The organism is Yoonia sp. (genome assembly GCF_042093035.1).
Classification (GTDB): domain Bacteria; phylum Pseudomonadota; class Alphaproteobacteria; order Rhodobacterales; family Rhodobacteraceae; genus Yoonia.
The window spans coordinates 1-21,311 of record NZ_JBELFI010000034.1; the positions used below are offsets into that span (position 1 = coordinate 1).

General features: G+C 57.2%; 19 protein-coding genes and 1 pseudogene. 19 read left to right on the forward strand and 1 reads right to left on the reverse strand.

Going from position 1 to position 21,311, the window contains the following annotated elements; all coding sequences use genetic code 11:
• From uppS to rseP, 4 genes and pseudogenes are all read left to right on the forward strand, one after another.
• Positions 1-478, forward strand: a pseudogene (gene uppS / locus ACFDSS_RS06630) (polyprenyl diphosphate synthase); the annotation flags it as partial.
• A 1-nt stretch (position 479) separates the two neighbouring features.
• Positions 480-1,286, forward strand: coding sequence for a phosphatidate cytidylyltransferase (locus ACFDSS_RS06635; protein WP_375254979.1), 807 nt, complete (start codon positions 480-482; stop codon positions 1,284-1,286).
• Positions 1,283-2,452, forward strand: coding sequence for a 1-deoxy-D-xylulose-5-phosphate reductoisomerase (dxr, locus tag ACFDSS_RS06640; RefSeq protein ID WP_375254980.1), 1,170 nt, complete (start codon positions 1,283-1,285; stop codon positions 2,450-2,452). Before ACFDSS_RS06635 ends, dxr begins: the two co-directional genes overlap by 4 nt.
• Positions 2,421-3,791, forward strand: coding sequence for an RIP metalloprotease RseP (gene rseP / locus ACFDSS_RS06645; RefSeq protein ID WP_375254981.1), 1,371 nt, complete (start codon positions 2,421-2,423; stop codon positions 3,789-3,791). The genes dxr and rseP overlap by 32 nt, the downstream gene beginning before the upstream one ends.
• A 68-nt stretch (positions 3,792-3,859) precedes the next feature.
• Here the strand turns inward: rseP and ACFDSS_RS06650 are convergent, their stop codons facing one another.
• Positions 3,860-4,600 carry a FadR/GntR family transcriptional regulator gene (locus tag ACFDSS_RS06650; protein WP_375254982.1) on the reverse strand — a complete coding sequence of 247 codons (741 nt, stop codon included), beginning with the start codon at positions 4,598-4,600 and terminating at the stop codon, positions 3,860-3,862.
• A 76-nt stretch (positions 4,601-4,676) separates the two neighbouring features.
• On the opposite strand from ACFDSS_RS06650, the gene ACFDSS_RS06655 reads away from it, so the two are divergent.
• From ACFDSS_RS06655 to ACFDSS_RS06725, 15 genes are all read left to right on the forward strand, one after another.
• Positions 4,677-5,444, forward strand: coding sequence for a DUF2182 domain-containing protein (locus ACFDSS_RS06655; RefSeq protein WP_375254983.1), 768 nt, complete (start codon positions 4,677-4,679; stop codon positions 5,442-5,444).
• Between the two features lie 15 nt (positions 5,445-5,459).
• Positions 5,460-6,170, forward strand: a complete 711-nt coding sequence (locus ACFDSS_RS06660; RefSeq protein WP_375254984.1) for a DUF1326 domain-containing protein — start codon at positions 5,460-5,462, stop codon at positions 6,168-6,170.
• Complete coding sequence (locus ACFDSS_RS06665) at positions 6,167-6,667, forward strand: DinB family protein (protein ID WP_375254985.1); 501 nt, start codon at positions 6,167-6,169, stop codon at positions 6,665-6,667. The genes ACFDSS_RS06660 and ACFDSS_RS06665 overlap by 4 nt, the downstream gene beginning before the upstream one ends.
• A 6-nt stretch (positions 6,668-6,673) precedes the next feature.
• Positions 6,674-7,777 carry a dimethylsulfoniopropionate demethylase gene (locus tag ACFDSS_RS06670; protein WP_375254986.1) on the forward strand — a complete coding sequence of 368 codons (1,104 nt, stop codon included), beginning with the start codon at positions 6,674-6,676 and terminating at the stop codon, positions 7,775-7,777.
• A gap of 65 nt (positions 7,778-7,842) precedes the next feature.
• The gene (gene acuI / locus ACFDSS_RS06675) at positions 7,843-8,826 is read left to right on the forward strand and encodes an acryloyl-CoA reductase (RefSeq protein WP_375254987.1); all 984 of its coding nucleotides are present in this window, start codon (positions 7,843-7,845) and stop codon (positions 8,824-8,826) included.
• A gap of 203 nt (positions 8,827-9,029) precedes the next feature.
• The gene (locus tag ACFDSS_RS06680; protein ID WP_375254988.1) at positions 9,030-10,703 is read left to right on the forward strand and encodes a BCCT family transporter; all 1,674 of its coding nucleotides are present in this window, start codon (positions 9,030-9,032) and stop codon (positions 10,701-10,703) included.
• A 70-nt stretch (positions 10,704-10,773) separates the two neighbouring features.
• Positions 10,774-11,991 (forward strand): aminotransferase class V-fold PLP-dependent enzyme, encoded by a 1,218-nt coding sequence (locus tag ACFDSS_RS06685; protein WP_375254989.1) that lies wholly within the window; start codon positions 10,774-10,776, stop codon positions 11,989-11,991.
• A 30-nt stretch (positions 11,992-12,021) separates the two neighbouring features.
• Entirely contained in the window at positions 12,022-13,440 is a 1,419-nt protein-coding gene (locus tag ACFDSS_RS06690; protein WP_375254990.1) for a cryptochrome/photolyase family protein, read from the forward strand.
• A gap of 129 nt (positions 13,441-13,569) precedes the next feature.
• Positions 13,570-14,778, forward strand: coding sequence for a class I SAM-dependent methyltransferase (locus ACFDSS_RS06695; RefSeq protein ID WP_375254991.1), 1,209 nt, complete (start codon positions 13,570-13,572; stop codon positions 14,776-14,778).
• 35 nt (positions 14,779-14,813) lie between these two features.
• Complete coding sequence (locus tag ACFDSS_RS06700; RefSeq protein ID WP_375254992.1) at positions 14,814-15,254, forward strand: TrgA family protein; 441 nt, start codon at positions 14,814-14,816, stop codon at positions 15,252-15,254.
• A 3-nt stretch (positions 15,255-15,257) separates the two neighbouring features.
• Positions 15,258-16,397, forward strand: a complete 1,140-nt coding sequence (locus ACFDSS_RS06705; protein ID WP_375254993.1) for an NUDIX domain-containing protein — start codon at positions 15,258-15,260, stop codon at positions 16,395-16,397.
• A gap of 54 nt (positions 16,398-16,451) precedes the next feature.
• Entirely contained in the window at positions 16,452-17,480 is a 1,029-nt protein-coding gene (locus ACFDSS_RS06710) for a cysteine synthase A (RefSeq protein ID WP_375254994.1), read from the forward strand.
• Positions 17,477-19,819 (forward strand): DUF3772 domain-containing protein, encoded by a 2,343-nt coding sequence (locus tag ACFDSS_RS06715; protein ID WP_375254995.1) that lies wholly within the window; start codon positions 17,477-17,479, stop codon positions 19,817-19,819. The genes ACFDSS_RS06710 and ACFDSS_RS06715 overlap by 4 nt, the downstream gene beginning before the upstream one ends.
• The gene (locus tag ACFDSS_RS06720) at positions 19,820-20,536 is read left to right on the forward strand and encodes an alanyl-tRNA editing protein (protein WP_375254996.1); all 717 of its coding nucleotides are present in this window, start codon (positions 19,820-19,822) and stop codon (positions 20,534-20,536) included.
• A 3-nt stretch (positions 20,537-20,539) separates the two neighbouring features.
• Positions 20,540-21,193: a M35 family metallo-endopeptidase gene (locus ACFDSS_RS06725; protein ID WP_375254997.1), complete on the forward strand. Its 654-nt coding sequence runs from the start codon at positions 20,540-20,542 to the stop codon at positions 21,191-21,193.
• Positions 21,194-21,311: the final 118 nt, after the last annotated feature.

Sequence of the window (21,311 nt, forward strand, 5' to 3'; positions counted from 1 at the left end):
TAAATATCTGTTGCGTGAGGCGACCGCGATTTTTTAAAACGGGGTCGGTTTGCGCTTTATTGGCGATCGTTTTCGGCTGGATGAAAAACTCGTCACACTCATGGATGAACTTGAGTTGCGCACCGCCGACAATGACCGGGTGCATTTGACAGTCGCGCTGAATTACGGGGGCCGTGATGAGGTGACACGCGCGGCCAAACGGCTCGCCTTTGAGGTGCAGGAGGGGCGGTTGAGCCACAAGGATGTCGACGCCGAAACCCTGGCCGGTTTCCTTGATACCCATGTTTTGCCAGATCCTGATCTGGTCATTCGTACCAGCGGAGAGGCGCGCATATCCAACTTCCTGCTGTGGCAGTCGGCTTATGCGGAATATGAATTTGTCGATACGCTTTGGCCGGACTTCACGGCAGATGAATTTGCAAATGTGCTGAAGGGTTACGGCACCCGTGACCGGCGCTTTGGTGCAATCAGGGCCTGAGATGCGCGAAACACCCCCGCAACCGCCCGCGAAATGGGATGACCTGACAGTCCGGCTTACGTCGAGCGCGGTGATGGTGGTCGTGGGTGCGGCTGGCGTGATATTGGGTGGGGTATGGTTTCAGATGCTGGTTGTGTTTGTCACCGCGGTGATGGTTTGGGAATTGTGGATGATGATCCGCCCCAACGAGCCGACCAAGGGTATGTTGATGGCTGCATTGGTGGCCTCGATCATGTCAGGTCAGATCGCTGATGGGGCGCTTTGGGGGATGCTCTTGTTTCTGATCGTGCCGATCATTGGCGCATCGCAGCTCAAGACCGAAACCAAGATGTTTTTTATCTTCGCGCTGGGGATCCAATTGGCGGGCTGGGGATTGGTGCATTTTCGTGACGACTATGGCTTCACGTGGTTGTTGTGGCTCATGTTTGTTGTCATTGTCACTGATATCTTTGGGTATTTTGCGGGCAAAGCCTTGGGTGGCCCAAAATTCTGGCCCGCAATCAGCCCCAAAAAGACATGGAGTGGCACCGTTGCTGGATGGGTCGGAGCTGGGTTTGTGGGCTTTGTTTTCACATTGTTCACGAATGCGGGTCTGTGGGTCATTGTCATTTCAATGGTGCTCAGCTTTGCGGGCCAGATGGGTGATATTGCCGAAAGTGCCTTGAAACGCCGGATGGGTGTCAAGGACAGCTCGACCTTGATCCCTGGACATGGGGGGCTGTTCGACCGCTTTGATGCGCTTTTGGGGGCGTCATTGTTTCTGATCTTGGTTGCCGATATTTTTGATGTGCCCGGGGTTGTCTTTTGAGGCGGATCACGGTGTTTGGGGCGACCGGGTCGGTAGGGCAAAGCGCCCTGGACCTGGTCGCGCGCGACTTGGCTTCCTATGATGTTGTTGCGCTGACGGGTGGACGCAATGTGGCGCAGTTGGCCCATGATGCGCGGCGATTGAATGCTGATATGGCAGTCACCTGTTACCCTGAATGCTATAGCGAACTCAAGGACTTGCTAGCCGATACGGATGTTGAGGTGGCCGCTGGCCCTGATGCAATCACGCAGGCCGCAGCGCGTCCTGTGGATTGGGCGCTGTCGGCAATTGTGGGGGCAGCGGGCCTGGTTCCGGGGTTGGAGGCATTGTCCCATGGTACCACGCTCGCCTTGGCCAATAAGGAATCGCTGGTGACCGCAGGCCCGTTGATGCTGGGGCGCGCCAAGGCGCATGGCGCCACGGTCCTGCCGGTTGATAGTGAGCATTCCGCAGTGTTTCAGGCGCTGGTCGGAGAACATATGGCCGCCGTAGAGCGGGTGATTATTACCGCCTCTGGTGGTGCATTCCGCGACTGGCCGATTGAGAAACTGGCGAAGGCCACATTGGCGCAGGCATCAAGCCATCCCAATTGGGATATGGGCCGGCGGATCACAATTGATAGCGCATCTATGTTCAATAAGGGCATGGAGCTTATTGAAACAAAAGAATTCTTTAACGTATCGCCTGATATGATTGAAGTGCTGGTGCATCGTGAAAGTCTGGTCCATGCTTTGGTGGGCTTCAATGATGGGGCGTTGATGGCACATGTTGGCCCGCCCGATATGCGCCATGCGATTGGTTACGCGCTGCATTGGCCAGAGCGCCAGCATTTGCCGGTTGAACGGCTTGATCTCGCCAAGATTGGCAGTTTGACGTTTGAGGCACCTGACGATGCGCGCTATCCTGCACTTGGTATCGCCAAACGTGTGATGCGCGAAGGCGGGCTATCAGGTGCGGTTTTCAATGCCGCCAAGGAACGCGCGCTCGACGGGTTTATCGCGGGCGAGATCGGCTTTCTGGATATGTCGCGCGTTGTTGATCGCACATTGGACAAAATGTCATCCGGCGCGGGGGTGCAATCTGCGGCGATGACCATAGATAACGTTTTAGAAACGGACAGGCTGGCGCGCATCTATGCCGCTGAAGCCTTCGAGCAGCTGGGATAACGCTTTGGACCTGACGCAATTTGTGCCGATGTTTGGCAATTTCGCCTTCATGATCGCGGCCTTCGTGGTCGCATTGTCGATCATTGTGGCCATCCATGAGTATGGCCATTACATTGTGGGTCGCTGGTGCGGCATCCATGCAGAGGTGTTCTCGATTGGGTTCGGACCGGTCATTTTCAAACGCACCGACAAACACGGTACGGTGTGGCAGCTCGCGGCCTTGCCTTTGGGGGGCTATGTGCGCTTCTTGGGCGATGCGAATGCGGCCAGTGTCGGAAGTGATGGCGCGGTTTTGGCGGCAGACATGCGCCGTACCATGATGGGGGCGCCGCTTTGGGCGCGCACGGCAACTGTCGCGGCGGGGCCGGTTTTCAACTTTGTCCTCGCCATTGCGATTTTTGCCGGATCAATCATGTATCAAGGACGCTCCGCTGATCCGTTGACCTTCGGTGAATTGCGCCCGCTGCCTGCAAGCTTTGTCAGTGAATTGCAGCCCGGCGATGAAATGATCGCCGTGGAAGGGGTGCGCTTTGATGACGCAGAAAGCCTTGACGATATCACAGATCAGATCCCTCTGGATGCCCAGCTTAGCTATACTGTGTCGCGTGATGGGCTTGAGATGGACGTGGAGGGCCCGTATTACTTCCCCACGGCGGTGTTGAGCGTGACACCACGATCTGCTGCGGATGATGCCGATATCAAGATAAATGATGTGATTACCGGGGTGAACGGCGACGACATTTTTGCGTTCTCGCAGCTCCAAGACCTTGTGCTTGAGGCAGATGGCGCGCCACTGGTCTTTGATGTCTGGCGCAATGGCGAGACCTTGGAAAAGACAATTGCGCCGCGCCGTGTTGATCTGCCAAGCCCGGAAGGCGGGTTTGAGACCCGTTGGCTGATCGGCATTTCAGGGACAATCTTTTTTGATGAACGCACCGTGTCAGTCGACGCGTTCGAGGCGGTTTCGCTGGGCGCGCAGGGTCTTTGGACGACTGTCACGACTTCCCTATCTGCCATGCGACATATTATTTTCGGGCAGATATCGGCCTGTAACCTCTCTGGACCGGTTGGCATCGCGGAAACCAGCGGATCAATGGCAGAGCAGGGCGCGCAAAGCTTTATCTGGTTCATCGGGGCGCTCTCGGCGGCTGTTGGTTTGATTAACCTGTTCCCGATCCCTGTGCTTGATGGCGGCCATTTGGTGTTTTACGCCTATGAAGCCGTGACCCGCCGCAAACCGAGCGAACGGGCCGTGCAGGTCTTTATGTTTATCGGCCTCGCGCTGATCCTGTCGCTGATGACCTTCACAATCCTCAACGATACGATCCTGTGTCCCTAGACGCGCACCCGGTAGAGCCCGACCGCATAGAACGCCGCTGTCCAAAACACGATACGTCCAACAGCATACTAGGCTTGTGATCTGACCGCCTGCCGCTTGGCGATGACGCTTTGCGCCAATTCCTGCGTGTAGCTGGCCAGATCAGCAAGATGCGCATCGGCGGCGGTGCTGTCATGGTCCTCAATCGCATCGGCGATGGCGCTGTGCAATTGCACGATCCGCTCACGTGACCGCGCAGAGAAAGTAATCATGTTCATCAACGGCTGCATCGCCTCGACCGCTCCGGCCAGTTGGTAGGACAGAACCGGATTGCCTGCCGCATCGACCAAAGCACGATGAAATGCCACGTCAGAGGCGCAAAAGGCCTCATCCGTCAGACCCGGTTGCGATTGACGATGCGCTTCGGCGCGCATGGTAGCAAGGTGATCGGCGCTGCGTCGTTCCGCAGAAAGCGGCGCGCAGGCCCGCTCTAACGCATAACGCGCTTCGCAGGCGGTCGCGAAACTGACGTCATTCATCGACAACAGCAGTGTTGAGGTGGTGATTTGCTGGCCATAAGCGTCTTCGAATTTGAGCCGGTTTACAAAGGCGCCCCCCGTGGCACCGCGCTGTGTGCGGATCAGCGATTGCGCACCCAATCGCTTGAGCGCTTCGCGCACCGTGGGCCGTGAGACTGCGAATTGTTCAGACAGTTCCGCCTCTGACGGCAGGCGTTCATCGACAGGTAGCGCGCCTGAGATGATCGCATCCCGGATCGCCTTGGCGATCTGGGCCGAAAGGTCGGCAGGGCTTTTGGGATCAATTTTCATTTGTCAGACAATTAAACGTCTGACATATGATTGCGCAAGGGCTGAGTCGCAGCTGATCGCGTTTGGGAGGACGTTCATGCCGCATGTTATCCGCTCCACGCTGTGGGTGTTGTTCTTTGGAACCATCCTTTTTGCGTGGTGGACTTTGTATTCGCGCGCGGTGAACATGGACCTTGATCTGTTGGGCCGTCCGGGGGCAATGGGGCAGGCGATGGCCGACATGGACCCGCGGATGTTCGCGGATGTGCCGATGGCGCGTTTTTGGTCTCTCTTTGGGATGTGGGCGGTGATGATGGCGGCAATGATGCTGCCGACAATGGTGCCGACCCTGACCACCTATGAGCATCTGATGGAAAGTGCCGATGGCACCCGCGCGGGCTGGATGGGTGTCTTGCTTGGGTATTTCATCGTCTGGGTCGCTTTTGCGGGATTGATCGCGGGGGTTCAGGTGTCGTTGCTGTTTGGTGGGGTCATCAACATGCTGGGCGTTGCGCCGCTATGGTTTTCGGCGGTGCTGCTGATCGTGGTGGGCGTCTATCAATTCAGTCATGCAAAAGAAGTCTGCCACGGGGTTTGCCATGCACCGATGACATATTTCCTGGGGCATTGGAGAACCGGCTTTGGCGGCGGCCTGCATATGGGGCTGCGGTTGGGTGCATATTGTGTCGGCTGTTGCTGGGGCTACATGGCGCTCGGATTTGTTGGCGGCGTGATGAGCCTGGCCTGGATGGGTCTTGCCACTTTGTTGATGATTTTCGAAAAACTGCCCGATATCGGGCATCATGTTATCAAGCCTACCGGTGTCGTTTTGATCGCTGCCGGATTTGGGCTTTTCTTTATCTAACGAAAGGGACGACAGATGGCTGAGAAAAAACGCGCTGTGGCCGATCGGTTGCCAATCTCGCAACGCATAGATCAGCGGATGGAAACCAACCCGCTGCGCCGCAAGATGAAACCGACTGAATGGGCGATTAAGGGCGAATTGTTCCTCAATTGCTCCTGCACCGTGTTTTGCCCATGTGTCGTCAGCCTTGGCGCACATCCGCCAACCGAAGGGCATTGCCACGCATGGATGGCCATTGCGATTGATGAAGGTCACTTTGAAGGCGAAGACCTGTCAGGTCTGAACGTCGGCCTGCTGGTGGATATCCCGGGCCGGATGGCAGAGGGTAACTGGCGCGTGGCAGCCTATGTGGACGAACGATCGAGCCAAAAGGCCTACAACGGTATCCTGAAGATTTTCAGCGGTGCCGCAGGCGGGACCACGGGGCTTTTCACGATGCTGGTCTCCGAAATCATCGGCGCCGAGCGGGAAAAGGTCGAAATCGTGCGCGAGGGCAACAAGCGCGGCATCTATATCGGGCGCAAAATCCAAGGTGAGATTGAGATGTTGAAGGGCGCAAGTCCGGATCATCCGGTGATGGTCTCCAACTCCAAATATTGGATGGGCCCTGATATTATTGCGGCGGCGGGCACCCGGTCGAAAGTGCGCGACTATGGACGCGTATGGGACTTTGGCGGGAAATCGGCCGAGATTTGCCCGATTGATTGGAAAGGCCCCAAGCCGTGATCTCACCGGAATACTGCCAGACCATGGCGCGTTATAATGCGTGGCAGAATGATGGGCTGCGCAAGACTGTGGCTGCGATGGACCGCGCGGAATTGACCAAGAATCGTGGTGCATTCTTCGGATCTATTTTTGCGACGCTGAACCATCTGCTTTGGGGGGATGCCATCTGGATCAGCCGCTTTGATGGCGGCGCAGGTCCGGATCCTTCGATCAAGCAAAGCATCGAATTCACGCCCACTGCGGCGGTTTGGGCGGCGGAGCGCTTTCGGATGGATGCGCGGATCACGCTGTGGGCTGAACGGCTCAATGCGCTCGATCTGGTCGGTGATCTGACGTGGTTTTCCGGTGCCGCCGGACGGGAAATCACCAAGCGTAAAGCACTTTGTGTCATCCAGCTTTTCAATCACCAAACCCATCATCGCGGTCAAGTGCACGCGATGCTGACAGCACTCGGGATCAAACCAGATGATACCGATTTGCCCTTTATGCCGGAGTAAACCCTGATGGCTGTTATCGCACCTTCACGCCGGATCCGGCGCACTCCATTCACTGACGGCGTCGAGGCGGCCGGTGTCAAGGGCTATACCGTCTACAACCACATGCTGCTGCCAACGGTGTTTCGCAGCGTGGAGGAAGACTATCGCCATCTCAAAAGCGCGGTGCAGGTCTGGGATGTGTCGGTTGAACGACAGGTCGAATTGCGCGGCCCGGATTCCGCGCGATTGATGCAGATGTTGACCCCGCGCGATCTGCGCGGGATGTTACCCGGTCAGTGCTACTACGTGCCGATCGTGGATGAAACCGGCGGCATGTTGAATGATCCTGTGGCGCTGAAACTCTCAGAGGATCGCTGGTGGATTTCCATTGCTGACAGTGACTTGCTGTTTTGGGTCAAGGCCCTGGCGTATGGATACCGGCTGGATGTGTTGGTCGATGAGCCGGATATATCCCCATTGGCCTTGCAAGGCCCTTTGGCCGATGATCTGATGGCCCGTGTCTTTGGTGATGCGGTCCGCGCGATCAAGTTCTTCCGCTTTGGCTGGTTTGATTTTCAAGGCGTCAGCATGGCCGTGGCGCGGTCGGGCTATTCCAAGCAGGGCGGTTTCGAGATTTATGTCGATGGCACCAAGAACGGAATGCCGCTTTGGAATGCGCTGATGGAGGCCGGTCGGGATCTGGATGTATACGCGGGCTGTCCGAACCTCATTGAGCGGATCGAGGGAGGGCTGTTGTCTTACGGCAATGACATGACCCGCGAAAACACCCCCCATGAATGCGGGCTGGGGCGGTTCTGCTCGACCCAGACCGCGATCGGATGTGTCGGCCGCGATGCGCTTTTGCGCGTGGCAAAAGAAGGTCCAACCCAGCAAATCCGCGCGATCTCGATTGGAGGGGACCTGCCTGTTTGTGACGCCCTCTGGCCGCTGATGTCAGCCAAAGGCAAGCGCATCGGGCAGGTGACCTCATCTGCCAAATCCCCGGACTACAAGACCAATGTTGCGATTGGCATGGTGAAAATGACCCATTGGGATGAGGACACCGAGCTTGACGTTGTCACCCAGGCGGGCACCTTCAAGGCGACAGTCCACGAGAATTTCTGGCTCTAATGCCAGTCGCTGCTGCCGGAGCCTCCGGCGGGAGTTTTTTGACCAAGATGAAAGAGGAGAGACTGATGTTCAACGCGCTCGTTGTTGAGAAGAACGAAGAAGGCAAGACAAGTGCAGCGGTGCAGGCGCTTTCGCTGGATCAGCTTCCGGCGGGGGATGTCACGGTTGCGGTTGCGTATTCAACCGTGAATTACAAGGACGGTTTGTGCATCGGTCCGGGTGGTGGTTTGGTGCGCAATTACCCGCATGTGCCGGGCATTGATTTTGCCGGCACCGTCGAGGCCTCTGATGATGCGCGCTACAAACCCGGCGACAAGGTTGTCCTGACTGGCTGGCGCGTGGGCGAAGCTTATTGGGGCGGGTATGCGCAAAAGGCGCGGGTGAAGGCCGATTGGCTTGTGCCGCTACCAGATGGTTTGGATACACGTCAGGCGATGGCCGTGGGCACTGCCGGGTTCACCGCGATGTTGGCGGTCATGGCGCTGGAAGATCATGGTATCAAGGATGGCCCCGTGCTTGTTACCGGCGCCGCCGGTGGTGTGGGCTCTGTCGCGACGGCAATCCTTGCCAAGCTTGGTCATCAGGTTGCCGCAGTCACCGGTCGTCCTGAGACGGCGGATTATCTGACGTCGCTGGGGGCGACGCAGATTGTCGCCCGTGAGGAGTTGAATGAGACCACAAAGCGGCCGCTTGAGGCAGAAGCCTGGGGTGGATGTGTGGATGCGGTGGGTGGCGAAATGCTTGCCCGTCTTTTGGGGCAGATGAAATATGGCGCGTCTGTCGCTGCGGTCGGTTTGGCAGGTGGTGCGGGCCTGCCTGCGACGGTTATTCCGTTTTTGCTGCGTGGAGTGAACCTGCTTGGCATCGACAGTGTCATGCAGCCATATGACAATCGCGTGCGGGCGTGGCAGCGGATAGCGTCAGATCTGCCGATGGATAAGCTGGAGGCGATGATCCAGCCTGCGACGCTTTCCGATCTTCCGGAATTGGGGCGTGGTATTCTGAAAGGTCAGGTGAAAGGCCGTGTAGTGGTTGACGTAAACGCCTGACAATTGATGTCGCAAACAGACAAGTCTCGCCGTTGGAATGGATAATTCCAGCGGCGTTTTTCATTGTTTTATTGGGGTCTATGCTGCGCTGCGGCGAAATGACGGTTGTCGCAAACAGAACAGTGGTGGCGGAAAACTGCTTTGATTGTTCACAAAAACGTGTACTCTGAATGCACAAAAAATGGCGAACAGGGAAAAATATCATGGCACCTAAACCACCGTTAATGGATCTGCCCATCAAGACGGCAGAAAGCGGTTTTTACCGCGGATTTACGAAAGATGTGACGATCACGGCAAAGATCCTGGTCGGCGCATTGATTATCTGGGCGGTTGCCTTTCCTGCGCAGGCTGCGTCCGTATTGGGCGGGATCAACGGCTTCATTCTGGCATCTTTCAACTTTTGGTATGTCTATGTAATGGCGTTCTTTGTTGCCCTGTGCCTTGGGCTGGCCATCTGGCCGGCGGCAGGGCGTTTGAAACTGGGGATGCCGGACGACAAACCGGAGTTTTCCAACTTCTCGTGGTTTTCGATGATGTTTGGTGCCGGTATCGGTATCGGGATGCTGACATTCGCCACGGCAGAGCCACTGTATCACTTTGCCTCCAACCCCAGCACCATCATGGGTGAGACGACCGGCTCTACCGCCGACAACGTGCGCTCTGCCTATGTATGGTCCTTTACCCACTGGGGTTTGGCGGCATGGGCCTCCTATGCGATTGTCGGTCTGGCCTTGGGCTATTTTTCGTATCGGCGCGGTTTGCCGCTGACGATCCGTTCCGGTCTGACGCCGCTATTCGGTAAATCACTGTCTGGTCCTTTGGGACACGCGATCGATGTGGTTGCGGTTGTTGCGACTGTTCTGGGTGTTTCACAGACGCTTGGCTTCGGCGTTGAGCAGTTCATTTCCGGTCTTTACCGTATCGGATTTGGTGAATGGCTCTATACGACGGATGCAGCAGGTGACCAGTCCTCCTCAACCATGGGGATCATTGTGGCATTGCTGGTGATTATGGGCGCATCCACGCTGTCGGCGCTTTCAGGTGTGGGCAAGGGGATTAAGTGGCTTTCAAATATCAACATGGGCCTGAGCTTCTTCCTTTTGGCATTCTTCTTTATCTTCGGGTCGACCATTTTCGGTCTGTCGGCGCTATTTGTCGGCATCTGGGATTATCTGGCCTCCATTCCTGGCAATATCCTCACTGTCTGGGCCGCCGATGGGACAGAAGAAGGCGATGCGCTGGCTGGCTGGCAAGGTGGTTGGACGATCTTCTACTGGGCTTGGTGGATAGCGTTTGCGCCGTTCGTCGGGGTGTTTCTTGCGCGTATTTCGCGGGGGCGGACAGTGCGTGAATATGTACTTGGTGCCCTCATCATTCCTGCGGCGATGTGTTTTGTCTGGTTTGCATTGGTTGGTGGCACCGCCATTGATCTTGAGCTGAACGGAAATGCGAATGGTGCGATCACCGGGGCTGGTCAGTCTGACCAGCTCTTTGCGATGCTTGCCGTGATCCTGCAGCCGACATTGGCCTGGATTATGTCAATCATTGTCGTGATCTTGCTGCTGACCTATCTGGTAACGTCTGCCGACAGTGCGGTTTTGATTATCAACACGATCAATGCCGCAGGCGACGAAGGCCCCAAGGCACGGCCGCATATCATGTTTTGGGGTGCCGCCCTCGCGCTTGTGGTGGGTGGTCTGATTATCGCTGGTGGTTTGGGTGCGATCCAGACTGCGATGGTGATCGGCGCCTTGCCATTTAGCCTTGTGATGGTGCTGATGGGCATTGCCTTGCTCAAAGGTATCTGGCGTGACAGCCGCCGTGAAGCGGCTGGCGTGGCCACCACCATTCCGCATGAGGTCACTCCGGCCGAGTAATTGCGCGCGAAAAGAAGATACCAAGGCTCCGCTGCTTGCGCATCGGGGCCTTTTTCATGATCCTGCGCGGATGAACCTAGATATCGCTTGGGTGCGCGCCCAGTTCCCGGCCTTTGATGAGGTCAGCCTGCAAGGTCAGGCGTTCTTTGAAAACGCTGGCGGCTCTTATGCCTGCCGTCAGGTGATCGACCGGCTGTATCGCTTTTACACGGCGCGCAAGGTGCAGCCCTATGCACCCTACGACGCGTCGCGCGTTGGCGGCGAGGAGATGGATGAGGCACAGAGGCGTCTTGCGCAGATGCTTGGTGTGAAAACGCATGAGCTGTCGTTTGGCCCGTCCACCACGCAGAATGTCTATGTGCTGGCGCAAGCTGTGCGCAAATGGATCAAACCGGGGCAAAGCATTGTCGTCACCAATCAGGACCATGAAGCCAATTCCGGCCCCTGGCGTCGGCTGGCTGAAGATGGCGTTTCCATTCTGGAATGGCGGATTGATCCTCAGACCGGTGAATTGCATCTCGATGATCTTGCCAGACTACTGGAGCAAGATGTGGCGTTGGTTTGTTTTCCGCATTGTTCCAATGTTGTTGGCGCGCTCAACAATGTAACTGCGATTTCTGCAATGGCGAAAGCTGGGGGTGCGCGTGTGGTTGTGGATGGTGTCAGCTATGCCCCGCATGGGTTTCCTGACGTGGGTGCTTTAGGGTGCGATGTGTACCTCTTTAGTGCCTATAAGACCTATGGACCGCATCAAGGCATCATGGTGATCCGCGAGGATTGGGGTTTTGAACTGCCCAATCAGGGGCACTATTTCAATGCAGATAAGCTTTACAAGCGCTTCACACCCGCAGGGGAGGATCATGCGCAAATCGCGGCCTGCGCTGGCATGGCGGATTATTTTGACGCGATGTCGGCGCATCACGGGGGTGGAGCTGGGGCCGCGGCGGCGCGCAAGGCGCATGATCTGATGCGGGCCCAGGAAGTGGCAGTGTTGCAGCCATTGCTTGACTATGTCGCAGCGAAGAATGCGGTGCGTTTGATTGGTCCGGCGGATGCGGCGCGGCGCGCGCCAACGGTTGCAATGGCGCTTGAAACGGATGGCGCAGACGCCGCGGCAAAGCTGGCCCCGCATGGCATTATGGCGGGCGGAGGTGATTTTTACGCGCAGCGTCCGCTTGCGGCGATGGGCGTGGACATGTCCAAAGGCGTTCTTCGCGTCAGCTTCGTACATTACACCACCAAGGCAGAGGTTGACGCGCTGATTGGCGCGCTAGATCAGGTGGTATAAGCAGGCGCGCGCGCCTCACGCGGAGGTCCGATGAGCAATTCACCTATTCTGCTATGGTTTCGTCGCGACCTGCGTCTTGGCGATCACGCGGCGCTCACGGCGGCCGTTAAAACCGGACGTCCGGTTATTCCGGTGTTTATCCATGATGATCTGGTGGCAGGGCTGGGAGCCGCGCCCAAGATGCGCTTGGGGCTTGGTGTTGCGACGTTCACGGAAACTCTGGCGCAGATAGGAAGTCGCCTGATCCTGCGCAAAGGGCCTGCATTGGAGGTCTTGCGCGGTTTGATTGCCGAGACCGGGGCGGGGGCCGTCTATTGGTCGCGTCTTTACGATCCCGCCAGCAAGGACCGCGACATCGATGTCAAAGCCGCCTTGATAGCGGACGGGATCACGGCGCAAAGCTTCCAAGGGCATCTGTTGTTTGAACCATGGACAGTGGCGACAAAGACCGGCGGCTACTACAAGGTCTACACCCCGATGTGGAATACAGTGCGCGGGCGCGATGTGCCTGATGTGCTGCCGACACCTACCAGACTGCCCGCCCCCGCGCGCTGGCCCAAGAGCGACAATCTTGCAAGCTGGCGCATGGGCGCGGCGATGCGCCGTGGCGTTGAAATACTGACGCAGCATTGCACTGTTGGCGAAGCCGCAGCACGAGATCGCTTGGACGACTTCATCGACACGCGCGTGCAAAATTACGTCAGGAACCGTGATCTGCCTGCGCTGGATGGCACCTCGGGCTTGTCTGAGAACCTCACCTACGGTGAAATCAGCCCGGGCGTGTGCTGGCACGCAGGCCAACGAGCTTTGCTTGAGGGGGCAGGGAATGCCGAAGTCTTCCTCAAGGAGTTGGTCTGGCGCGAATTTGCCTATCATCTGGCCCATCACACGCCACGCATAATCAATGGGAATTGGAAGCCGGACTGGGATGCGTTCCCATGGAATACCGATGAACGGCTGGCAGAGGTCAAGGCGTGGAAGCAAGGCCGTACAGGGATCCAGTTTGTCGATGCCGCCATGCGTGAGATGTATGTGACCGGGACGATGCACAATCGGGGGCGGATGATTGTGGCCTCCTATTTGACCAAGCATCTGCTCACCCATTGGAAAGTCGGACTGGACTGGTTCGCCGACTGCCTGATCGATTGGGATCCGTGCAGCAATGCGATGGGCTGGCAGTGGTCGGCTGGCTCGGGGCCTGATGCGACGCCCTATTTCCGTGTGTTCAACCCGGTTACTCAGTTGGACAAATTCGACAAGGATCGCACCTATGTGAAGCGCTGGATTGCAGAGACGACAAAGTCGCAGCAACAGACCGCCCTGGACTATTTTGCGATGATCCCGGAAACCTGGCACATGGCAGCCACGGACCCTTATCCAGATCCGGTCGTGCCGGCTGACGTCGGCCGTAAACGCGCATTGGCAGCATATGAGTGCCGCGGGTTTTAACTGACCAAAGGTCAACCCGAATTTATTTTTGAACGTTTCCCGTGACTTCAACGTAACAAAGGTTAACTTGAAAATGAATACCATGGCGATATTCTGCCAGATCAGACGACGACCACGACAGGACCAGAGATGATTTTGACCTCCACCGATGGGCAAACCGGACTGCCACGCTACTTTTCGCGGGTCTTTGACCAGGTCAAGGATCTTGAAAAGGGCCGGGTGGACATCATCCTGCCCGATGGCCGGCATTTCCGCGCCCAAGGTGCCAAGCCGGGCTATGTCGCCGAGGTGCATGTCCATAATGAAGATGTTTTTGCGCGGACGGTGCGCGAAGGCGACATGGGCTTCTCGGAGGCCTATCTGGACGGCTGGTGGACCACACCTGATCTGATGGCTGTCATGGATTTCATGCATGATGAAGCCGACCACATCTATGACGGGTTTCCTGCGCAAAAGCTGATCCAGTTTTATGAACGGGTTCGGTTCTGGATGCAGCGCAACTCAAAGACGCAAGCGCGCAAGAACATCAGCTATCACTATGATTTGGGCAATGAATTTTACGGCCTCTGGCTTGATGATACGATGACCTATTCATCGGCGATCTTTGAGACGGGTCAGGAAAGCACTGAAGCGGCGCAAACGGCCAAATACGCCAGCATGGTCGACCAGATGGGCGCCAAGCAAGGCGATCATGTGCTGGAGATCGGCTGTGGCTGGGGTGGTTTTGCGGAATATGCTGCCAAGGAACGCGGGATCAAGGTCACTGGCCTGACGATTAGCCAAGAGCAGCATGACTACGCGGTGGCGCGCATTGCCAAGGCTGGGTTGACCGATTTGGTCGAGATCAAAATGCAGGATTACCGTGACGAGAAGGGCCTCTACGATGGGATCGCCAGCATCGAGATGTTCGAAGCAGTCGGTGAACAATATTGGCCAACCTACTTTGAGACAGTGCGTGAGCGGCTCAAGCCGGGCAAGAACGCAACACTTCAGATCATCACCGTGAAAGATGAACGCTGGGAGACGTACCGCAAGGGTGTAGACTTCATCCAGAAGTATATCTTCCCCGGTGGTATGCTGCCCAGCCCCAGCGTTTTACGTCAAGAGGTTGAAAAAGCGGGATTAAATGTGGCCGGTTCGGTTGAATTCGGCAAAAGCTACGCGCTGACCTTGCGCCGCTGGCATCAGACCTTCAACGATAAATGGGATCAGGTTGCCGCTCTGGGATTTGACGCACGCTTCAAGCGGATGTGGGATTTTTATCTGACCTCTTGTGCGGCGACCTTTGATAGCCGAAACTGCGACGTAACACAGATCACGGTGACACGCGCACCTTAACAAAAGCGCGTGTCCAAACTTGAGGATACGTTGAGATGCCTACTGCTGCACGGCTTGCTGGCGCGATTGTTTTTGCGGTCTTGGGCCTTTACTTAGCTCTATTATCGACAAACCTGTTCCCTAACGAGCGTGCGCCGGATTACTGGTATCCTTTGCTCGTTGGTGTGGGCGTTGCTGTTGGCTGGAAATTTTGTGGAGGCCGCGCGGGCAAGGGATATTCGGCCTCATTCGGCCTGGGTATCACGACCAGCCTTTGCATTGCCTTTTGGGTGGCCTTTCTTGTCGGCATGGAGCGTATGATCTCGAATGCGCTGGATATGGAATATGGCGGTGTGATGAATGCGATCATGAACGTCTTTGTTGAGATGAGCCTCTTCGCAGAAGACATGTTTGACATTACCTTGCTGATAAACCTCTTTGTTGGCGGGATCATTGGCGCCTTCTTGGTTGAAATTGTCGCTCGGCGTTTGCCCTGATAGATGGATCTTTTCGTTTACGGTACTTTGCGGTCATCTGCATTGATGGCTGCTGTTGCTGGTCCCGGACCGTTGGAGCCGATTGCCGCGAAGCTGCCTGACCACGGCGCCTTTCTGCTTGAAAACAATGTTGTGCCATTCATTGCTCCTGCTAAAGGCCAAGCGGCGGAAGGACTTGTCTGGCAAGGGTTGAGCGCCGCGCAGATGGCGCGACTGGATGCCTATGAGGGGGCTTTTGGTTACGGGTTCGGTCCGGTGACTGTGCAAACAGGTGCTGGGCCGCGCGAGGTTCAGGCGTATTTGCCGAATGACGGCTTGGCTGCGGGGCAGGGCGCTTGGTCGTTGGCAGTTTGGGAAGAAGGGCATCTGATGCCTGCCGTCCTTGCTGCGCAAGAGCTTTTCACCCACGATCCTTTGCCTGATGCAGTGCAGTTGCGCGCCATGTGGCCCATGATCGAAGCACGGGCCTGGGCAAAACATCGCGCGGCAGTGGCCCCCGCCACCCGACGATACCAGCCACGAGCGGATGATTTTGATCTGATGCCTGATGGCCCGCCCGCGGGCCGGTTCTTTCGGTTTCAATCTGTCAAGTTCGACTACAGGCACTTTGATGGCGGTCGCTCAGGCCCTTTGATCCGTGAAGGTTTCATCGGCATCGATGCCGCGATCGTTCTTCCTTATGATCCGGTCCGGGACCGTGTCCTTTTCGTCGAACAGGCCCGCATCGGACCTGCGTTGCGCCATGATCCCAACCCGTGGATGCTGGAGCCTGTGGCCGGTATTGTGGACCCGCGCGAGACGCCGCAAGAGGCTGCGATACGCGAAACAATGGAGGAAGCCGGTCTTGCATTGCGCGCGCTCAGGCCGGCCGGGGCTTTTTATGTTTCACCGGGTTCATCGAGCGATTACTTCTATACCTATCTAGGTCTCTGCGACATCCCCCACGAGACGACCTATACCGGCGGTCTGGCCACTGAGGGCGAGGATTTGCGGCTGCATCCGATGTCATTTGGGGACGCAATTGCGCTGGCCGATAGCGGTGAAATTTCCACTGGTCCGGCTGTCTATCTGCTTCACTGGCTGATGCGTCATCGTGCGGATCTGCGCGCAGTGGCGCCGGGCGCGCACGATCACGCACCTTGATGTCCCCTCTGGGCCTGTTACACCTAGGACAAACAACAAAAGGCGCGTGCTGCGATGACTATCAAACCGGATCTGGCTGCGGCCGTAGGCAACACACCTCTCATCAAACTGCGGGCCGCGTCGGAGGCGACGGGCTGTACGATTTTGGGCAAGGCGGAGTTTCTCAACCCCGGTCAGTCCGTCAAGGACCGCGCAGCGCTGTTCATGATTAAGGATGCGATCGCGCGCGGTGATCTCAGGCCCGGCGGCACGATTGTTGAAGGGACGGCAGGGAATACCGGGATCGGCCTGGCACTTGTGGGGGCGTCAATGGGGTTCAAGACCGTGATCGTGATCCCCGAAACCCAGAGCCAAGAAAAAAAGGACATGATCCGCGTAGCTGGAGCGCAATTGGTTGAAGTGCCTGCGGTGCCTTATGCGAACCCCAACAATTACGTGAAATACTCCGCCCGTCTGGCCGCCGCCTTGAACGAGACCGAACCGCATGGCGCGGTCTGGGCCAATCAGTTTGACAATACCGCCAACCGACAAGCCCATATCGAAACCACGGGCCCTGAGATTTGGGCACAAACTGATGGCAAGGTGGATGGGTTCACCTGTGCCTGCGGGTCCGGCGGTACATTGGCCGGGGTCGCGCAGGTTTTGCAGCCAAAGGGTGTGAAAGTCGGGATTTCCGATCCTGATGCCTCTGGTCTGTATAAGCTCTATACTGGCAAAACCCCCGCGCCGGGCAATTCGATCACCGAAGGGATCGGACAGGGCCGCATTACCGCGAATTTGGAAGGCTTCACCCCTGACTTTGCTTATAAAATCCCAGATGCCGAGGCGCTGCCGATTATCTTTGATCTGTTGCAGCACGAGGGGCTTTGCATGGGTGGCTCTACCGGCATCAACATCGCGGGTGCGATCCGGCTGGCGCGTGAAATCGGACCCGGCCATACGATTGTCACGATCCTTTGTGACTACGGCACACGCTACCAGTCCAAGATCTACAACCCTGCATTCTTGCGTGAAAAACAGCTGCCGTTCCCGGCATGGCTTGAGGCCGAGGTCAATGTCCCAGCGGTGTTTGAGGACGTATGATCCGGCGCGCTGCTTGGATGGTTGCACTTGGCCTTTGGGCTTTTGCGATGCCGGTTGCGGCCCAAACGCAGGCGGAAACTGTCCAAGGTATCGGACCTGCAATTGATGCGCTGGCTGCGCAAGAACGCACCGATGAAGAAACCTTTGCGCGGTTGGCGTTACGCGCTGAGGATCTGGCTGCGCGCGATGATGCATCCTTGTTTGCAATTGGCCGATTGCGCGCCGACTTGGTGCGGTGGCGTGATGAATTCCTTGCGCGGACCAGTTTAAATGCGGGCCGGATTGAGACTGTCGATGCACAGCTTGCAGCTCTCGGGTCCGTTCCTGAGGATGGTGTTGAGCCTGCCTCTGTGGCGGCGCGACGCGCAGAGTTGATTGCGCAACGTCTGGAATTGCGCGCGCCTGGATTGCTCGCGGATGAGGCCCATGCCCGCGCCAACGGGTTGATCGCCGAATTTGATGCGATCGTGCAAAGTCGGGAGGCCGCGCAATTGGGTATTCGCAGCCCATCGCCGCTCAACCCCGGTTACATGTTTGCCGCAGTCACAACGGTTGTGAGCCTCTTTGAGGTGATCGGCGTTGAATTGACCGCCGGGATATCGCTGATGCTGACCGGCGACGGCTGGCACCGTGACTTACCGCGCTTCTTTGTCTTGCTGGGGGTCGGGCTTGCGCTGATGTCCATGGGACGGCGGATCACCACGGGGTGGCGCAACAGTCTGCCATTGCGTGCTGGGCGTTTGGGTGTGCTGCAATCCTTCGCGTTGTCGCTTGTCCAGATCATCGTGCCGACATTGGGTCTTTTTGCGGTCACCAGGGCTTTGGAAGGTCTGGGCGTGTTTGGCCTGCGCGGCAGCGACCTGCTTGACGCGCTGCCACTGGCCGGCGTTGTGATTATCTTCGGCTGGTGGTTGGCACGGCAGATATTCCCTGAAGATGAACGGCTCAGCTTTCTTGGACATACTGCCGATGTGCGTGCCTCTGGTCGGCGCATTGCAGCGGCGGTGGTTTGGGTGCTGGCGATCAGCCGTTTGATAGATGCAGGTTTGCGCACAATTGACACCAGCGATGGCACTAATTCAGCCCTGTCGTTTATTCCGATCGCGGTGCTGGGCTATCTCTTTTGGCGGTTCGCGAAGATTATCGGCACGCAACCGCCTGACGCAGAGGATCCCGAAGCCCCCAGAGGACGCAAGCGCGCGCTTGTTGCGCGCGCCTGCCGTTTTATCGCGATCCTCAGCCCCGCGCTGGCCGCATTGGGATTTGTGGAGGCGGCTGGCAGGCTCCTGGTTCCTGCGATCATGTCGGTTGGCCTGATCGGGCTGGTCATGTTGATGCAGCGGCTCGCCACTTTGCTGAGCCCCTCTGTCGCCGATCAGGAAGACAATCGCGGCCTTTATGCGCTTTTGCCTGTCATGATAACCGTCATCTTGTTCATGCTCAGTTTGCCGCTCTTTGCGTTGATCTGGGGTGCCAGTCCCGACGACCTGATTGAGATCTGGAGCCGCTTTCGTGAAGGGTTTACCATCGGTGAGACAACGCTTTCACCGACCGATTTCCTGCGGTTCGCGGTTGTCTTTGTGGTGGGCTATCTGTTGACCCGCTTTTTTCAGGGCGCGCTTCGCAAATCCGTCCTGCCGCGCACCCGCCTTGATATCGGCGGCCAGAACGCCATCGTTGCGGGCTTTGGCTATGTCGGTATCCTGCTCGCTGCAATTATTGCGATAACTTCTGCGGGACTTGATCTTTCGAACATTGCGATTGTGGCCGGCGCGCTGTCTGTGGGGATCGGCTTTGGCTTGCAAAATATCGTCTCCAACTTCGTGTCCGGGATTATCCTGCTGATCGAGCGCCCGGTCAGCGAAGGGGACTGGATCGAGGTCTCAGGGCAGATGGGATATGTCAGGTCAATCTCGGTCAGGTCGACACGGATCGAGACCTTCGACCGCACCGATGTCATAATTCCCAACGCCGATCTTGTCAGTGGGCAGGTTACGAATTGGACCCGCGGCAACTTGATTGGGCGGGTTATTGTGCCTGTTGGCGTGGCATATGGGACGGATGTGGAGAAAGTCACTGGCATCTTGCGCGGCATAGCAGAGGCGCATCCGATGGTTGTGGTGACGCCTCCTCCGTCGATATTGTTCGTCGGATTTGGTGCGGATTCACTTGATTTCGAGATCCGGGCAATTTTGCGGGATGTGAATTATGTCATGATTGCAAAGTCTGAAATGAACTATGAGATTGCAAAGCAATTCGCCGAAGCCGGTATTGAGATACCGTTTGCCCAGCGCGATGTCTGGCTCCGCAATCCAGAAGCGCTGAAAGGCGATGCCTAGATGACTGAAATGCTTTTTCGCACCGATGCCTATGCCCGCAAAGCGCAGGGACGGGTCACGGCCCTGACGGATGAAGGCGGGATCATTCTGGACGCCAGCCTGTTTTACCCCACATCCGGCGGACAGCCCGGTGACAGTGGTAAACTCCGCTGGGGCAACCATGAGATTGATATCGCGACCACCCAAAAAGGCGACGGGGACAAAATTATCCTGATCCCCGCTGAACCTGCCGGTCTGCCGCCGGTTGGGCAGGCGGTGACACAGGTGCTCAATTGGGACCGTCGCTTTCGCCATATGCGCGTACACACGGCACTGCATCTGTTGTCCGTCGTTATTCCGCAGCCCGTTTCGGGTGGTGCGATCACAGCCGTCAAAGGGCGCCTGGACTTTGATATGCCCGATGCCCCTGGCGACAAGGCGGCCTTGGAGGCGGATCTGAACCGTTTGATAGCATGTGATATGGCCATCACTGAGGAATGGATCAGCGAAGACGCGCTTGATGCGCAGCCCTCGCTCGTCAAGACGATGTCGGTGCAACCACCGCGCGGGGCCGGAAAAATCCGACTGGTGCGCATTGGCGTCGGCGCCGAGACGGCGGATTTGCAGCCTTGTGGCGGCACCCATGTGGCCAAAACCTCAGAGATTGGTAAGGTACGTCTGGGTAAGATCGAAAAGAAAGGCCGTCAGAACCGGCGGGTCTATCTGCATTTGGAATAAATTATGTTGCGATTTCTGCTAACAATTCTTTTTGCAACCTTTGTCGCGGGTCCCGCCGTTGCGCAACGTGTCACAAGCTGCAGTGCCGCAGAAACGGCCGCAATCGAAACCGCTTTGCAGGATGCCAAGGCGCTGACCCTGCGCGCGGCGGTATCCATTCGCCCGACCCAGACCTATGTGCAGTGGTTTGGCCCCTACACGCGGGGCAATGCCCAAGATGTGCGCGCCGCGTTCAAGAGCGTTCTGACAACGATCAAGACCGGTGCGGTACGCGCCCGCTGCGAGCCTTTGAGCGAAGAGACATGTGCGTCGGGGGGGTACGCCTTTGTGTATCCTACGATGCCTTACATGGTGCATATCTGTCCGCGTTTCTTTGAATTGCCCACTGCGATCGCATTGTCACAGGGGCAGTCGCAGGATGAGTATGGCACCCGTGGCGGCACCTTTATTCATGAATTGTCGCATTTCGGTCTCGCCGCCGATACTGACGACCATTGCTACGGGCGAAGCGCCTGTGGCGAGATGGCCCAGGAGGTGCCGCGTCTGGCCGTCAAGAATGCAGACAGCTATCAATACTTAGCCGAAGACCTAGCCCTTTCGGTCCAGGTAGGTCTCGCCGGAAAGCCGCCACCAGCGGCGCGTCCCGTGCAGGATTGAGTACGGCAGAAACATCGTTTTGGGGTCTTGCGTATCCCGCCCTGTTAGGGCTAAACCGCGTCCCACGGACAGGTGGCCGAGTGGTCGAAGGCGCACGCCTGGAAAGTGTGTAGGCGGG

Coding starts and splice junctions, on each gene's coding strand:
- ACFDSS_RS06710 (WP_375254994.1), top strand. CDS start 16,452: ATGACTATCAAACCGGATCTGGCTGCGGCCGTAGGCAACACACCTCTC.
- ACFDSS_RS06725 (WP_375254997.1), top strand. CDS start 20,540: ATGTTGCGATTTCTGCTAACAATTCTTTTTGCAACCTTTGTCGCGGGT.
- rseP (WP_375254981.1), top strand. CDS start 2,421: ATGCCGCTGAAGCCTTCGAGCAGCTGGGATAACGCTTTGGACCTGACG.
- ACFDSS_RS06690 (WP_375254990.1), top strand. CDS start 12,022: ATGAGCAATTCACCTATTCTGCTATGGTTTCGTCGCGACCTGCGTCTT.
- acuI (WP_375254987.1), top strand. CDS start 7,843: ATGTTCAACGCGCTCGTTGTTGAGAAGAACGAAGAAGGCAAGACAAGT.
- ACFDSS_RS06650 (WP_375254982.1), bottom strand. CDS start 4,600: ATGAAAATTGATCCCAAAAGCCCTGCCGACCTTTCGGCCCAGATCGCC.
- ACFDSS_RS06715 (WP_375254995.1), top strand. CDS start 17,477: ATGATCCGGCGCGCTGCTTGGATGGTTGCACTTGGCCTTTGGGCTTTT.
- ACFDSS_RS06705 (WP_375254993.1), top strand. CDS start 15,258: ATGGATCTTTTCGTTTACGGTACTTTGCGGTCATCTGCATTGATGGCT.
- ACFDSS_RS06700 (WP_375254992.1), top strand. CDS start 14,814: ATGCCTACTGCTGCACGGCTTGCTGGCGCGATTGTTTTTGCGGTCTTG.
- ACFDSS_RS06685 (WP_375254989.1), top strand. CDS start 10,774: ATGAACCTAGATATCGCTTGGGTGCGCGCCCAGTTCCCGGCCTTTGAT.
- ACFDSS_RS06655 (WP_375254983.1), top strand. CDS start 4,677: ATGCCGCATGTTATCCGCTCCACGCTGTGGGTGTTGTTCTTTGGAACC.
- ACFDSS_RS06695 (WP_375254991.1), top strand. CDS start 13,570: ATGATTTTGACCTCCACCGATGGGCAAACCGGACTGCCACGCTACTTT.
- ACFDSS_RS06680 (WP_375254988.1), top strand. CDS start 9,030: ATGGCACCTAAACCACCGTTAATGGATCTGCCCATCAAGACGGCAGAA.
- ACFDSS_RS06670 (WP_375254986.1), top strand. CDS start 6,674: ATGGCTGTTATCGCACCTTCACGCCGGATCCGGCGCACTCCATTCACT.
- ACFDSS_RS06660 (WP_375254984.1), top strand. CDS start 5,460: ATGGCTGAGAAAAAACGCGCTGTGGCCGATCGGTTGCCAATCTCGCAA.
- ACFDSS_RS06635 (WP_375254979.1), top strand. CDS start 480: ATGCGCGAAACACCCCCGCAACCGCCCGCGAAATGGGATGACCTGACA.
- ACFDSS_RS06720 (WP_375254996.1), top strand. CDS start 19,820: ATGACTGAAATGCTTTTTCGCACCGATGCCTATGCCCGCAAAGCGCAG.